8 protein-coding genes and 1 pseudogene are annotated in these 16,162 nt (G+C 69.5%); 2 read left to right on the top strand and 7 right to left on the bottom strand.

Annotated elements, in window-relative coordinates; translation table 11 throughout:
- Positions 1-255 precede the first annotated feature (255 nt).
- The 6 genes from E1264_RS43725 to E1264_RS27395 all read right to left on the bottom strand — a co-directional run bounded on the left by E1264_RS43725 (position 256) and on the right by E1264_RS27395 (position 2,424).
- Positions 256-432: a hypothetical protein gene (locus tag E1264_RS43725; RefSeq protein ID WP_165964406.1), complete on the bottom strand. Its 177-nt coding sequence runs from the start codon at positions 430-432 to the stop codon at positions 256-258.
- Complete coding sequence (locus E1264_RS43720) at positions 429-578, bottom strand: hypothetical protein (protein ID WP_165964405.1); 150 nt, start codon at positions 576-578, stop codon at positions 429-431. The genes E1264_RS43725 and E1264_RS43720 overlap by 4 nt, the downstream gene beginning before the upstream one ends.
- A 591-nt stretch (positions 579-1,169) precedes the next feature.
- Positions 1,170-1,544: an STAS domain-containing protein gene (locus E1264_RS27410; protein WP_243711204.1), complete on the bottom strand. Its 375-nt coding sequence runs from the start codon at positions 1,542-1,544 to the stop codon at positions 1,170-1,172.
- The gene (locus E1264_RS27405; RefSeq protein WP_207936305.1) at positions 1,534-1,959 is read right to left on the bottom strand and encodes a winged helix-turn-helix domain-containing protein; all 426 of its coding nucleotides are present in this window, start codon (positions 1,957-1,959) and stop codon (positions 1,534-1,536) included. Before E1264_RS27405 ends, E1264_RS27410 begins: the two co-directional genes overlap by 11 nt.
- A gap of 43 nt (positions 1,960-2,002) precedes the next feature.
- Positions 2,003-2,209, bottom strand: coding sequence for a hypothetical protein (locus E1264_RS27400; protein ID WP_132178326.1), 207 nt, complete (start codon positions 2,207-2,209; stop codon positions 2,003-2,005).
- Positions 2,206-2,424: a hypothetical protein gene (locus E1264_RS27395; RefSeq protein ID WP_132178325.1), complete on the bottom strand. Its 219-nt coding sequence runs from the start codon at positions 2,422-2,424 to the stop codon at positions 2,206-2,208. The genes E1264_RS27400 and E1264_RS27395 overlap by 4 nt, the downstream gene beginning before the upstream one ends.
- A gap of 544 nt (positions 2,425-2,968) precedes the next feature.
- Here E1264_RS27395 and E1264_RS27390 point away from each other — a divergent pair.
- Entirely contained in the window at positions 2,969-9,523 is a 6,555-nt protein-coding gene (locus tag E1264_RS27390; RefSeq protein WP_207936303.1) for a SpvB/TcaC N-terminal domain-containing protein, read from the top strand.
- A 30-nt stretch (positions 9,524-9,553) separates the two neighbouring features.
- Complete coding sequence (locus E1264_RS27385) at positions 9,554-14,695, top strand: hypothetical protein (RefSeq protein WP_132178323.1); 5,142 nt, start codon at positions 9,554-9,556, stop codon at positions 14,693-14,695.
- Between the two features lie 1,126 nt (positions 14,696-15,821).
- On the opposite strand, the pseudogene E1264_RS27380 reads toward E1264_RS27385, so the two are convergent.
- Positions 15,822-16,040 (bottom strand): annotated as a pseudogene (locus E1264_RS27380) (integrase core domain-containing protein); the annotation flags it as partial.
- Between the last annotated feature and the right edge of the window lie 122 nt (positions 16,041-16,162).

Here is a 16,162-nt window from a genome sequence, read left to right as displayed (position 1 = left end):
CTCGCCGTTCACGGCCCGCGTCGGTCATCCCGCCGCCCTGGGGGTATCTGGCCATGCCACCGGCATACGCCCACACCACCGGCCCGTCCACTCACCAAACCGCCATGACCCATTAACCCTGGTTAGCGTTGTCTGCCGCTCGTCCAAGGATTCGTGGAGCGCGGAATGGGGAGGGGAAGGAGAAAGGGCCATTGCCGTCATTTTGGAGCCGTGTCATGGAGATTCGCCTGGCGGCATTTGATGACGCGCCGGGGTTCAGGAGTCCGCTAGAAGAGCCTTTTCCTGGACGCGTTCGGTGAAGCGCGCCGCGTCCACGATCGCCCGCGCGTGGTTGCCGGCGCTGATGACGTCGACGCCGTCGGTGGCGGTGACCTCGAAGCGCAGATGGCGGCCGTCCACCTCGGTCAGGCGGACCCGCGCGGTGACCGTCATTCCTGGGGCCGTCGCGGCCTGGTGGTGACCTGGACGAAGGTGCCAACGGTCTGTCCGCGCGGCCAGTCCAGGTACGGGCGCACGGCCTGCACGCAGGCCCACTCCAGCAGTCCGACCAGGAACCCGGTCGCGAAGACCGGCGGCATTACCGCGAACTCTGGCGCCTATCAGCCGTTGACCCCACCCGACGCAACCAGCGGATCGCTGGCCGCGAGGGACATGTTGCTGCTAGCAATCGCGGACCCGCTTGCCACCTTCCCGCCCGTCGACATGAGATCCTCATCGGGTACGCCCGCGTGTCCACCCGCAGGCAGAACCCGCAGCAGTGTCGTGGGCGGCAGTCGGTGAGCAGGTCACGGGAGAAGGTGACACCGCGAGCTTTGATGTTTGATCCAGAGGACAGGGTGGCGAGATAGGCGGTTCTCGCGTCCAGTGGATCGGACAACCCAGTTGGGCGCCTCGGTCGGCGTGGCCGCAGCGGGCACGATCTACTTCCAGCTTCTCAACGGCCGCGCCGCCATGTCCGGTACGGTCGGCGAATTCGCCGCCGCGTTGCCCGGGACCACACGTCGTCGCTCATGGGGCCTTCTTCTCGAATTGCGCCCACAGGCTCAGTCACCCGTCCGTTTTCCGGCGGGCTCCCTGACGGCCGAGAGTGGCGGCGGCTGAGCGGCCGGGTCTGGCGGCGGGTGGTGATCCGGCGGTCCAGGGTGCGGCGGTCTGGTGGTTCGACGTTCTCAGGCGGGTGATCTGGTGCCGGTTTCCAGCCAGCGGACGGCGGTGTGTATGTCGGGGAGGACGTGGACGCCGTGGCCCAGGCCGGTGATGGTGAAGACGCGTTGGACGCGGTCTTGCAGTCCGGTGGCGATCAGGCTGGTACCTCGGGCCTGGGTGTGCCGGTAGGCGCGGGCGAGGGCGTTCAGGCCGCTGGAGTCGCAGAAGTCGACGTGGGTCATGTCCACGATGACCGCCAGTCTGGTTGCTTCGACCGCTCGGTCGAGGTGGTCGGCCAGCAGCTGGTGGGTGTGGTAGTCGATCGATCCGGTGGCGGTGACCAGGGCGTAGCCGTCCAGGTCGGTCACCTGGACGGTCAGGGCGGATTCAGTGTTCACCGGGGCCTGCTTTGGTGGTCTGCGGGCTAGCGGGGGCCGTTGGAGGAGCGCTGCCTTCGCCACTGCCCCCGCTCCTGGCGGTGGTTGGCTCAGTGGTGGGGCGCGGGGCGGCAGACCGCGTTTCGTCGTGGTCGGTGAACAGGGAGATGAGTACGTCGACGCGCTGTTCGGCTTCGGTGGGGCGACGGAACGGCCGGTCGGAGTCGACGGTGTAGGTGTTGCGGCGGCCGACACGGTGGCGGGTCAGGTATCCGGCGTCGACGAGATCGTTGATGATCAACTGTGCGGCGCGTTCGGTGATGCCGATGCTGTCGGAGATGTCCCGGATGCGGGTCGCCGGGTCGCGTGCGATGACGATCAGGACGCGGGCGTGGTTGGTCAGGAAGGTCCAACCCTTGCCGTCGGTGGGCTCCACACGTCACCTCCGAAGGGGATGGGACAGTCTACTGAAAGATCTTTCAGGTAATGAACTGCGTCAGTGAGCTTACCGCCTGCGCCACAGGCACGCATCCGCGATCGCGACGAGCTGGCCACTCCCTACAGGTGCAGCCGAAGGGGTTCGGCTCCCGGATGCCGCGCTCGATCAGCGGGGGCGCGACGACGAGCAACTCGTCCTTGGACATCCAGTTCCGCTTGATGATCTCGACTCCAAGCACCTTGTTCACGACGCTTCGTCCTCTAGGGCCAGCTTGATCTCCGCCTGGGCGACAAGTTCGTTGTACTCGCGCTCGTCGAGGAGGTGTCCGCACTTCTCGCATTGCGTGTATCCGTCGTCGCGGGTGCGCAGGGCACGAGTGCGGGCGCGGGCCTCGACGGCGCCGCGACGCGGGCGGGGCGGCGGGCCACGCGCCTCCCGCCACTCGGTCTCGACCTTCGCCAAGGCGCGGTACAGGCAAGCGGAGTCACCGCTGAAGGAGTACGCCAGATACTTGCGTCCTTCCGGACACTGAAGCCTCCCCGCCCGCCGGCACCCGCTGGGGCCTGCTGCGCCGGTGGTGGGTGGCGGCGAAGTTCGCCCTCATGCTCGTCCTGATGGTGCTGCCGGTCGTCGCCTGGCAGGCGGTCCCGGTGGACGGCCGCGCCCTCGTTGAGGCCGGACGATCCATGCCGGAGATCCCGCGCCGCGCTCGGCGTCACGCCGTACCTCGCCATGATCTCTCCGGCCCTGGCGTTCCTCGCGGTCATCTTCTCGATCACTAAATCCTGGGGCCAGACCGCCCTCGCCCGCCGCGCCCAGCCCATGTCGAGGAGGACTGGGCAGCGACGGGCCTATCACTAGTGGTGACGGTCATCAAGAGCTATCTGGCCTGCGACGTATGGCTGGCCGTGTTCGGTCTGTCGCGATGCGCGTTTCACTTGTCCCTCTCCCTTCGCACCGTGCTTGTTGTACGACAGAGGCAGGGGCTACTAACGGGAGCGGCCGGATGACGACGGGCGTGCCGGAGATGGCGCTGCCGCAGGGCGGCGGAGCGATCCGCGGGATAGGCGAGAAATTCGAACCCGATCCCCACACCGGGACCGGGAACCATTCGGTTCCGATCGAGTTGCCACCCGGCCGGGACGGGTTCCAGCCTCGCCTGGCGCTCTCCTACAGCACCGGGGCGGGGAACGGGCCGTACGGGCTGGGCTGGAGCCTGAGCGTCCCGCAGATCTCGCGCCGTACCGACCGGGGCGTCCCCCGCTACGACGGCTCGGACGTGTTCGTGCTGTCCGGCGCCGAGGACCTGGTGCCGGTGCCCGGCGGCACGGGCGGCGTCCACCTGTACCGGCCCCGCACGGAGGGGCTGTTCGCGCGGATCGAACGCCACGCCGGCTTCTGGCGGGTGCACGGGCGCGACGGGCTCGTCAGCACCTACGCCGACGTCGTCGCCGACCCCAAGGACCCGGCGAAGATCTTCGCGTGGCTGCTCTCGCACACCACCGATCCGGCCGGCAACCGGATCGAGTACCGCTATGACCCGCCCGACCAGGGCATGCGCTACCTCCGCGAGATCAGGTACGCCGACCACGGCGATCGTGCGGCACCGCAGTTCCTGGCGTCGGTGGAGTTCTCCTACGAGGACCGGCCCGACGCGTTCTCCGCCCGCCGCTGCGGATTCGAGACCCGAGCGGCCAAGCGCTGCGCGCAGATCCGGACCACGGTGCTGGGCGACACCGTTCGGGTCTACGAGCTGGTCTATTCCAACGATCTCGGCGGCAACGGCGTCTCACTGTTGCGAAGCGTCCGGTCCGTCGGCAAGGACGGGACACGCACCCAGGCGCTGCCGCCCGCGGAGTTCTCCTACACCCCGTTCGCTCCGGCCGGACGCCGCTTCCGCCGGGTCGAGGGGCCTGCATTTCCACCCGGCTCGCTGGCCCGGCCGGAACTCGAAATGGTCGACATCACCGGCGACGGCCTGCCCGACGTGATCGAACTGGCCGGCACCGCCCGGTTCTGGCGCAACCTGGGGGACGGCCGGTTCGACCGGCCGCGTTCGTTCCCCTCCGCCCCCGGCGCGCGCCTCGGCGATCCCGGTGTCCAGATCCTCGACGCCGACGGCGACGGACGGGCCGACCTGATGGTCTCGGGCGAGCGGGCGGGCTACTTCCCGCTGGGCCACACCGGTGCCTTCGCCCCGTTCCGGCCCTACGAACAGGCGCCGGGGTTCGCGCTCGACGACCCCGAGGTACACCTGATCGACCTGACCGGCGACGGCGTGACCGACGCGCTCCGGTCCGGGACGCGGTTCGAGTGTTTCTTCAACGACCCCGTGCGGGGCTGGGGCCGGACCCGGAGGGTGTCGCGCCGGGGCCCCGCGGAGTTCCCCGACGTGTCGTTCGCCGACCCGCGCGTCAAGACCGCCGACATGACCGGCGACGGCCTCACCGACATCGTCCTGGTGACCAACGGCGCCGTCGACTACTGGCCCAACCTCGGCCACGGGAACTGGGGCGGGCGGATCCGGATGCTCGGTGCCCCCCGCCTGCCCCGGGACTTCGACCCCCGGCGGGTGCTGCTGGGCGACGTCGACGGAGACGGCCGCGCCGACCTGCTGTACGTGGCGGACGGGTCGATCACCGTCCTGATCAACCAGAGCGGTGAGCGGTTCGCCGAACCCGTCGTGGTGCACGGAACGCCGTCCACGACCGGCCGGGACGACGTCCGGCTGACCGACCTGCTGGGCACCGGCACGGCGGGCGTCCTGTGGTCCACCGAGCCCGGCGCCGACGGGACGGGCATGCACTTTCTCGACCTGACCGGCGGCGCCAAACCATACCTGCTGGCGGAGATCCGCAGCGGACTGGGCGCGCTCACCCGGGTCGGCTACAAGCCGTCCACCCACTTCCTCGTGGCGGACGCGAAGAGCCCCGCGACCCGCTGGAGGACGTCCCTGCCGTTCCCCGTTCAGGTCGTGGCTTCCGTCGAGACCATCGACCAGCTCACCGGGAGCAGGTTCACCGCCGCCTACTCCTACCACCACGGGTACTGGGACGGGCACGAGCGGGAGTTCCGCGGCTTCGCCAGGGTCGACCGCAGGGACACCGCGGCCGCGGGCGTGGCGCCGATGGAGACCCGCACGTGGTTCCACATCGGGACCGATACGCGTCTCGACCACGAGTACTGGCCGAAGGATCCGCCGGCGTTCCCACCCCCGACCGCGAAAGGCCGCGACGCGCTCCGGGCGCTGAGGGGCAGCGCGCTGCGCGCGGAGGTGTACGGCCTGGACGGCGACGACCGGCCCTTCAGCGTGACCGAGCAGGCTTATGCCGTACGGCCCGAGCCCGGCGGCCCGGATCCGGGCGGCGCGATCTTCTTCCCGCACCGGGTGGCCCAGCGGACGACCCAGTGGGAACGCGGCGACGAGCCGCGCACCCGCTTCACCCTCACGCCGGACTACGACGCCTACGGCAACCAGCTGTCGGCCACGCAGATCGCCGTCCCGCGCGGCCGCGACCACCGGGTGGCGAGCCCGCCCGGCAAGCCGTATCTGGCCACACGCACCGTCACCGAGTACGCCGGCCGCGACGACGCCGAGCGCTATCTGACCGGCAGGGTCGCCCGTACGGTCGTCAGCGAACTGGTCAACGACGGTTCGCAACCGCTATCGGAGCTGACCGGCGCCCACCGGGTCGTGGGGGACACCCGGAACTTTTACGACGGCGCCGACTACGCGGGACTCCCCCTGGGCGAACTGGGCGACCGGGGTCTGCTGACCCGGACGGAGTGCCTTGTCCTCACCGATCAGATCCTTCAGGACGCCTACGGGGCGCAGACTCCGTCCTATCTCACCGGCCCGGACTTCGGTGCCGACCACCCACAGGAGTTCCGGGACCTGCTGCCCGCGGGCGCCGGATACATCCAGGGTGAGAACGGCCTCTACGCGGTGGCCGCCCGATATCGCTACGACGAACGGGGACTCCGTACCGGGATCAAGGACGCGCTCGGCCGCGAGACGCAGGTCGTCTACGACCAGTACGGACTGGTGCCGGTGTCCATCACCGACCCGTCCGGTCTCGCCTCCCGGTGCGTCCCCGACTACCGGTACATGCGCCCTCGCGAGATCATCGGGCCCAACGGCGACCGTACGGTGGTGACGTACGCGCCCCTCGGCCTGCTGGAGACCGTGGCCGTCATGGGCGGGCCGGGTGCGGCCGCCGGTGACACGCCCGAAGCGCCCGGCATCCGCTACGTCCAGGACCCGATGGCCTTCGCCGAACGGGGCCGCCCGGTCGGCATCCGCACGATCCAGCGGGTCAGGCACGCCACCGACGCCGCCGATTCCCCGGTCATCGAGACGGCCGACTACTTCGACGGTTTCGGCCGTCCCCTGCAGAGCCGCGCCCAAGCCGCCGGCAACGGCGCGGAGGTCATCGTCAGCGGCCCGAAAGTCTACGACGCCAAGGGACGCGTGCGCGAGGCGTACGAACCGTACTTCGGCACCGGGTTCGACTACGACGGACGAGCTGTGGACGGTGCGCGGACGGAATTCCACTACGACGTCTTGGACCGGGTGACCCGTACGGTCTTCGCCGACGGCACCGAGCAACGCATCGTGTACGGGGTGCCCCGCGACCTCGACGACCCGGACGCCTTCACACCGACCCCCTGGGAGGTCTACACCTACGACGCCGCCGACAACGGCGGGCGGACCCATCCCTCGCTGACCGGCCACAGCCACCACTGGAACACCCCGGCGAGCATCGAGGTGGACGCCCTGGGCCGGACGGTGCGGACGGTCGCCAGGAACGGCCCGCAGCAGGCCCTGACGGCCACCGCGACCTACGACATCCTCGGCAAGACGACCAGCCGCACCGACACCCTGGGCCGTAAGGCCATGGTCTACGTGTACGACTTGACCGGCCAGGTACTGCGCACGCAGAACATCGACACCGGCGTGACCCGCACGGTCTACGACGCCATCGGGAACACGGTGGAGAGCAGCGACGGCCGAGGCGCCCTGGTGCTGCGGGGCTACGACGTGACGACCCGGCCGCTGCGCATCTGGGCGAGGGACGCCCAAGGGGAGCGGCTCACCTTGCGCGAGAAGTACGTCTATGGGGAGGCCGACAGCCCCATAGAAGACAACCGGCGCGGACGGCTGATCCAGCACTACGACGAAGCCGGGCTCGTCACCGTGGACGCCTACGACTTCAAGGGCAATCCCCTCGAGACCACCCGAAGCGTCATCGCCGACACCGACATCCTCGCGGTCTTCGACCCTCGCCCGCCGGACTGGCGGGTCCCCGCCTTCCGGGTCGACTGGGACGAGCCCGCACGGCTCGAGCCCCGGACGTACCGGAGCTCGCTTCGATACGACGCGATGAACCGGCCCACCTCCCTGACCCATCCGGAGGACGCCGAGGGACGCCGCCGCGAGCAGACCTTCTCCTACGACCGGTCAGGCGCGCTGGCGGCCATGGCGCTGGACGGCGAGCCGCTCATCGGGCACATCGAGTACAACGCCCGGGGACAGCGCCTGCTCATCGGCTACGGCAACGGAGTCGAGACGCGCCGCTCCTATGACCCGGCCACCTTCCGGCTGGTCCGGTGCGTCAGCGCCCGGTCCCAGGCCGCCGGCGTCCCGCTCCAGGACATGACCTACCACTACGACCTGGCCGGGAACGTGATCGGCATCAATGACCGGACGCCGGGCTGCGGCATCCCCGGCACGGCCGCCGGGCCCGACGCGCTGAACCGCCGCTTCACCTACGACCCCCTGTACCGGCTGATCACGGCCACCGGCCGGGAGACCGACACGGTGCCGCCCACCCCCTTCGACGCGGGCCCGCGCGGCACCGACGTCACCCGCACCCGCGCCTACACCCAGCAGTACACCTACGACTCCGAAGGCAGTTTCATCCTGCTGCGCCACCAGACCGCGAACGGCGCGACGACCCGCACGGCCACCCTGGACGGCAACCGGCTCACGTCCATGGCCTTCGGCTCCACCACCTTCGACCACACCCACGACGCGGCGGGAAACACCCTGACCGAAGGCATTTCCCGCCACTTCGAATGGGACCACGCCTGCCGGTTGAAGGTCTTCCGCGACCAAGCCGACAACGCCGAACCGACCGTTCACGCCCACTACCTCTACGACGGCTCCGGACGCAGAGTGAAGAAGGTCGTGCGCAAACACGGCCGCGTAGAGGTGACCGTCTACATAGGAGGCGTGTTCGAGCACTCCTACACCACCACGGTGTCGGAGCGGATCGAGAACACCACCCTCCACCTGACCGACGGAAGCGACCGGGTGGCCGAGATCAGGACGGGCACGCCGTTCCCCGACGACGGCACACCCGCGGTGAAGTTCCACCTTCCCGACCACCTGGGTTCCTCGCAGGTCGTCGTGGACGAGACGGGCGGCCTGCTGAACCGCGAGGAGTTCACGCCGTACGGGGAGACGTCCTTCGGGTCCTACACCCGCAAGCGCTACCGCTTCACCGGCCGAGAACGCGAAGAGGAGAGCGGCCTGGCCTACCACGGCGCCCGCTACTACGCGCCGTGGCTCGGGCGCTGGGTCTCCGCCGACCCGGCGGGCCCGGTGGACGGGCTGAACCTCTACGCCTACGCCCGCGCCAACCCGCTCCGGCTGAACGACCCGGGAGGCACCCAGTCCGGCGAGGCCGACGACCTGGAAGGCGACTGCGATCCGACGGCGCAGAGCTGTGCGGAGCCGCCCCCGGAGGAAGAGGACGCCCCGGGCTGTGACCCGCTCGCCCAAAGCTGCGTGACGATCCCGCGCAACTACAGCGAACAGAAGCCGACCAAGTCTCCCCAGGTGCCCAGGCCGGTGGAACCGATGGTGACCCTCGCGGAGGAACCCGAAGAACCCTCCGCGAGCACGGCGGAGGACCTGGGAACCGTCCTGCCTTGGTGGACGTCGGGCTGGCGGAGCACGTGGCTGAACTTCGGGCGCTGCCAGCAGCTCTACAACGACTTCGACCGCATGAGGACGATCACCGAGCGGACGTGCGGCGACTACTGCGAGCTGTTCCACATGAGGTTGGCCGGCACGAACACCCCCTTGTCGATCGAGACCGCCTACCGGTACATGGAGCAGGCGTGCCTGGGGCAGGAGTCGACCCTCATCGAGATGGTGAGCACCGCGAACGCCTGGGGCTGCCCGCAGGCGCCGCAGATGATGGACATGCTCACCGAGTACGACGACCTCATCCGGGACTACGACACCGACCTTCGCGGAAACTGGTACCCGGGCAACCCCTCGTGCGTGCTGACCAGCCCGAGTCTTGGGCGCGTGCGCGTCCCGGTCGCGAGCCCGTCCAGCGGCAACCTTCCGCGCGTGGCGGTAGAGGACATGGTCGAGATGTTCGCGTTCGGCAAGAGCGTCGAGCTGTTCCTGCAGAACGCCGAGACCTTCGGTTCCGGGGCGCTCGGCCGGGCCCCGGCCCTCACCATCCCGTTCATCATCGTGCCCGACGGCTACTTCGACGACTCCGGCGGCGTGATCCGCCCGCTCCAGCCCCAGGGCTACTGACCTCTCGTCCCGACCTCCAGGAGAAGCCCCATGGCCGCCATCGCCGGGCAGACGACCGAGTTCTTCCCGAACGTCGCGATCACCCCCATCACCACTACGGACGGGGTCTACCGCAACGCCCAGATCACGGTCGCCGGAACCGCCGGCTGCAAGAAGCAGACCACCACCACCGGGACGGACGGCACGCCCCAGACCGGTCCGCTGACCTCCTCACCGCAGTCGATCCAGTCCGTGGATGTGAAGCTCGGCAACGGCCCGTTCGTACGCGCGACCGCCAACGGCCCGTCCACCACCCCGTGGACGCAGTGGTCGCTGGGGCCGGTGGACGTCACGGGCGTGGTCGGGAACACGTTGACGATCACCGCGAGGGTCACCGCGCCGGGGCCCGACCCCCAGCGCACCGACGACACCACCACCTCCCAGGCGACGCTCACGCTGACCGTCGACCGCACCCCGCCGGTGGTCAACCTGACCACGCCGGTCCAGATGACCCGGACCGTGGACACCACGGCCACCCCGCCGACCGCGTTCTTCGAGATCAAGGGCACGGCGGTCGACGACTTCAGCACGGTCACCGCGGTGACCTTCACCGTGGACAACGGCCCCGCCCGCCAGGCCGTCCTCGGCGGCTCCGGCAAGAACCGGACCTGGACGACCGGCGCGAGCACGAGCACCTCCGCGGTCAAAGCGGCGCTCGGCGACCACACCGTGAAGGTCACCGCCACCGACCAGCAGGGCAACGTCTCCGCCGCCACCGCCGTCACGCTGCACGCCGTCCAGGGATTCAAGCCCCATGACGAACTCGACGTGTTCGGCCCCGCCGACTACCTGGAAGACCTCCAGGTCTTCGCCGCCAAACGGGTCGTGGCCGCACCGGCCTCCTCGCCCAAGATGCTCGACGCCCAGTTGCTGGGCGCGGTGTTCTTCCAGAGGTACGCCCAGCTCATCGACCACTCCAACATGGACGTGGCGGTCGCGCCCGTACGGCAGGTCCGCGTCGCCGTCGAGGTCCTGCGCCGCTACCTGACCGCCGCCGCGGCGGTCCTGCCCGCCTCCGCCGAGACCACCTACCGCACCGAGGCGTACGGTGCGCTGCTCGCTGGCCTCGGTGTCTCCGCCGATGAACTGCGCCGGGCGCGCGGCGACCGCCCAGCACAGGAGGCCCTCGCCGAACGCCTCGGTGTCGTCCTCCCGCCCGCCGACCAGCCCGCCGCGCCCAACCCCCTGGACATGCTCCTGTTCACCGACGCCGACATCGCCGCCGCCGGGTTCGAGGAGAAGCTGGAGGAGACCGTCGGGCTGGTGGACACCACCCAGGACATCTTGATCAACCGTCCCCCGGCGACATCGCGGCTGCTGGTCGCCCAGCTCGACGGGCTGCGGGCACGCTGGAAGCAACAGGACGACTCCGCTCGCGTCTTCGGGGACGTGCCGGTGCCGGTCATCGACCCCGACCTGCTCATGGAGGCCGACCTGAAGGACGGCCCCGCCAAGTCGCGCCGGACCGAGCGGCTCACCGAGGTCGCCGCCCTCGCCAAGGAGATCGACGACCTGCGCAAGACCAAGAGCACCCCGCTGGCGGGCTTCGACGCCGTCGTCGCGGCCTTCCTGCCCGGCGGGAGCACCGCCCTCGCCGAGCTCACCGCGGGCTTCGAACAGGGGCTCGACCTCACCGGAGCGCTGGACCGGGCCCGGCTCACGCCCGCCGCGCTGACCCAGCTGATCCGATCCCGGCAGCTCGCCACCGCCGCCACGCTCACCGAGGCCGACTGGACGGCGGCCATCGCGATCCTCACCCAGGTCCGCAAGATCGGCCGCTACCCGGCGTGGCGGGAACAGGAACAGCGGCCCGACATCGGCATCAGCCTCGATCCCGCGCTCTTCCCCGCGGTGACCGACGCCCCGGTCGACCTGCCGCCCTGGCGCGCCGACCCGGCGGCCCGCCGGGCCTGGCTGAGCACGCTGCGCTCACGCGCGGCCGAACGGCAGACCGTCGTCGACGCCCTCGCCACGGTCGTCAACGACGCCGAAGGCGACGCCCTGCCCGGGCTGCGGGACGCGCTCGCCGCCGCCGCGCAGGCGATCACCCCGGACACCCTGAAGACCAGGAACCTGCCCAAGGCAACCGGGTTGCTGATCGACCTGGCGGCCGCGCCGAGCGTCCGGACCAGCCGGGTCCAGCAGGCGATCGAGACCCTGCAGGGAGCGCTCTTCGGCGTCCGTACCTCCGGGTTCGCGCGGTTCACCGTGCAGACCTCCACCGGATCGTTCGCGCACCCGGCCGCGGCGTGGCAGCTGGTGGCCAACCTGGCGACCCCGACGGGAACGACCGTGGCGTACGGCAAGCCCGGGTTCGACACCGAATGGGCCTGGTGGGGCGCGCACGAGACCTACCGGGCCGCCGGACAGGCCCTGGCCTACCCCGAGCGGCTGCTGCGACCCACGCTCCGCCCGACCGGGCTGCCACCGATCCCCAACCCGACACCGCACTTCACCGCCCTGGTCGCGCTGCTGCGCGGCCGTACCCGGATCACCCCCGCGCAGGCCCGCCAGGAGGCCGCCGCCTACCTGCGGCACCTGCGCGACGACAGCACGATCCCGCTCCCGGCCGACCTCGAGAACACCACCTTCAAGATCACCGACCAGCTGACCGACCAGCAACTGGCCGACAGGCAGACGCTCAGCCGCAAACTGCTGAGCCCGACGCCGACGTCGCCGGTCGACACCGGCGACCCGCACACGGCCGCCGGCCATCTGCAGGAGCCGCTGTTCTTCGTGCCCGTCCTGATGGCCGAGCACCTGCAGCGGTCCGGCGAGCACCTGGCGGCGCTGGACTGGCTGAAGACCGTCTACGCCTTCCACTTGCCGCTGCCCGCGCCCACGACCCTCAGCCCGCGCAAGACCTACCACGGGCTGACCCTCGACATGAGCCTCACCTCCTCCTACCCCAGGCCCGCCGACCTGCCCGTGCCGGGGCTGCCTGGGCTCAGCCCGTTCGAGATCGCCCGCAGCCGGCGTGGTGCACTCAGCCGGTTCGTGGTCACCCTCATCGCCCGCTGCCTGGTCGAGTTCGCCAACGCCGAGTTCACCCGCGACTCCGACGACTCCCGAGCCCGGGCGCGCGGCCTGTACGAGACGGCGGCCGAGCTCTTGGACCCCGCGGTCACCTGGGACGCCTGGACGACCGACAAGGAGAACATCTTCGGCAAGAAGGATCCGATCGTCATCGCCCTCGACGACCGGATCAAGGGTGATCTCGCCAAGCTGCGGCAGGGACTGAACATCGCCGGCCTGGAACGCCTGCGCGCCGACGCGTCGGCGATCGCGCCCCGGCAACCCACCCCGTACCGCTACTCGGTGCTGGTCGCCCGCGCCAAGGAACTGACCCAGTACGCCGCGGGCGCCGAGGCCGCCATGCTGTCGGCACTGGAGAAGTTCGACGCCGAGGAGTACACCCGGCTCAACGCCGTCCAGAACCTCGAACTCGGCGACCAGAACGTCGCCCTGCGCGAACTCGGTGTCACCGAGGCGGCGCACGGCCTCGACCTCGCCGGGCTCCAGGCCGACCGCGTCGACCTCCAGATCACCCACCTCGAGGACCTGCTCAACCCACGCGACACTGCCTTCGAGGTCATCGCGGCGATCGGCGGCGCGGGGCTGGCGGTCGCCGCGGGCCTGGCGAGGAAACAGAACCCGCTGCTGGCCGGAGCGTCAGGCGTCGGCTCCCTCATCGGCGGCATCAGCTCGATCGTGGAGAAACGCAAGGACCGCCGGTTCCAGCTCGACCTGGCCAAACAGGACCAGCGCATCGCGGGCGCCCAGCAGGCGATCGCCCGGGACCGGGTAGGCATCGCCGAGACCGAACTGGCGATCGCGCGGACCCAGCTGTCGCACGCCGCGGAGACGGTGGACTTCCTGCACAACAAGTTCACCGGCGCCGAGCTCTACGAGTTCATGAGCCAGGTGCTCACCGACGTCTACCGGTCACTGCTCCAACAGGCCACCGCGATCGCCCGGCTCGCCCAGGACCAGCTGGCCTTCGAACGCCAGGAACCACCCGCGATGATCATTCATGGCGACTACTGGGAGTTCACCGGCGAGCCGGACCGGCGCGGCCTCACCGGCGCCGCCCGGCTGCTGGCCGACCTGGTCGACCTCGACCAGCGGGCCTTCCTGGGCGACCGCAGGCGGCTCCAGCTCAGCCGCAACCTCTCTCTCGCCCAGCTCGACCCCGTGGCCTTCGAACGGTTCCGCGAGACCGGCGTCCTGGTGTTCGGCACCCCCGAGCGGCTGTTCGACGAGGAGTTCCCCGGCCACTACCTGCGCTTGGTCAAACGTGTACGGGTCGCCACCATCGCGCTCGTGCCGCCCACGCGCGGAATACGGGCGACCCTCAGCTCCTCTGGCGTGTCCCGTACCGTCATCGGCGACGAGACCGGCTTCCGGACGGTCACCGTACGCCGCGACCCCGACACCATCGCCTACACAGCCACCACCGACGCAGGCGGCCTGTTCGAGCTCGCCCCAGACCAGGACGCGGGCATGCTGCTGCCCTTCGAGGGCAGCGGAGTGGACACGCTGTGGCGGCTGGAACTGCCGAAAGCCGCCAACCCCTTCGACTACTCGACGATCTCCGACGTGATCGTGACCATCGACTACGAGGCGCTGCACAGCCCCGCCTACCGCCGCCAGGTCATCGACCGGCTCCCCATCTCGGTGAGCCTGGACCGCGCGTTCAGCCTCCGCAACGAATTCCCCGACCTGTGGTACGCCCTGCACAACCCCGACGAGCAGCCCGAGCCCCTGACCGTCCGCTGGCAGACCGGACCCGGCGACTTCGCGCCCAACCTCACCGCCCCCCGCGTCACCGACCTGCTCCTCTACATCTCCCTCGCGGGCGGCGTCCGTGAGGAGTTCACCGGCCTGGAACTGCGCTTCACGCCGTCCTCGGGCGCGAACGCCCTGGGCGGGGCCGCGTCCACCTCCGTCGACGGCGTCCTCAGCTCCCGCCGCACCAACGCCACCGCCTGGCGCGCGATCCGCGGCCAGGCCCTCACCGGCACCTGGGAGCTCAAACTCAAGGCGCTGGCCGACCGCTTCGCCGTCGCCGAGGTCGACGACCTGCTCTTCGTCCTCACCTACACCGCCACCCGGCCGTCCTGGCCTACCTGACGGGCGAATCTTCACACTCTGTAACTGTCGGGGACGGTTCCTTCGCCTAAGCCGGGTATTTGACGATGGAGGTAGCGGAACGCGGAGGAGAGGGAGCGGTGCAGAGCAATCCTGTGCTCGTTGAGGCGGAACGGTCCGGATTTGTGGAGTCGCGGCATCGCGGGGCGGAGGTCGGGTTCGCCGCTGACGGGGCGGTCGCGGTGCGCGCCGGTTTTGTGGATCTGCCATGAACGGGAGCGCCTTTCTGTGGGGGGCAGTCAGTTTGCGCATTGCGGCTCCTGGCGCGCGGTGTGCGAGCGTGTGCTCCGCTTCGTCGGGAGGCCGCATGACCCCCGCGTTCACGGAGTGTGGCTGATTGGATACGAACTGCCGAAGAGGGGTCGAGTCGAGTTTGGACCAGCCCGTTGCCAGGACCATTGTCGCTATGAGCACCGCTGGTCCGCCGATAGACCTCATGAGGAAATAGCGCTGAGAAGACTGACGTCAGGAGTTTCGGCGGGGAGCAAGGAGACAGCCGAGAGCTCTTGCTGGGCCAAACGATCTGACCGGTTCCCCGACCCGCTGGACGAGTGGGGACGTGATCGACCAGGTTCGCGTCGCCAATCTCCGGCACCCAGGTTGCCGATACCGCCGTGGGTGGCGTAGATGCCTCGGCGCTAATGCTATGGCGATCTCAACGAGGTCAACTCTGGCATCGGTGCGTGACGGTTTACCTTCTGCCTATCATGGACAGCACTGATTGTTAGATAGCGCGGTGAAGTGACAAGGTAGCCAGTTGGCCGACCAAGACACTCTCATCCTGTTCTGGCGAAGGAAGTCATTCAGCCAGGAACTTGCTGTCGACGGCGTTGAGGTCGTCGAGTTCATCAGCGGTATCGGAGTTTCCGATTCCGAGGCCTCTGACGCCCCCGCCCCGCGGTCCGATCTGCAGGAGCGGACGGTGTTCCTGAGTGCGTGCCGGTCTCGTCAGCCCGAGGTCGCGCTTCTGAAGCCCGGTTCACTAGCAGATTCGGAGCATGATGCACGATGACCCGACAAGGCTGCCGAAGCGGTCGAGAGAGCGGGGCGTCTCACCTGTCCTGCCAGGCTTCCCCTGTGAGCCGTACCGGGTTTGGTGAAGTCCGGTCTACCTGGCGCCGGTTGGCGCTGGTGTGTTGGTCGAACGGTAGTAGGTGGCCTCGTACTCGGCAGGTGGCACATCATCGATGGCCGAGTGCAGACGCCGGTGGTTGTACCAGCCGATCCACTTCACGATGGCGTATTCGACCTGGTCACGTGTGCGCCAGGTCCGCCGGTGGATCAGTTCGGCTTTGAAGGTGCCGTTCAAGGCTTCGGCCATGGCGTTGATGCCTCTATGTCAAGCGGTTGTGGCGGTGCCCGGCGGAGGGTTGGACGAGGCCGGAGGTGACAGGGCGAGTGTGATGTCGCGATAGACCTCTCGTGCGATGTAGCGCTGGAGGCGTCGGA

Source organism: Actinomadura sp. KC216 (assembly GCF_004348535.1).
Classification (GTDB): domain Bacteria; phylum Actinomycetota; class Actinomycetes; order Streptosporangiales; family Streptosporangiaceae; genus Spirillospora.
Note: the sequence above shows the minus strand (reverse complement) of the source record. Positions and strands in the feature narration are given on the sequence as shown.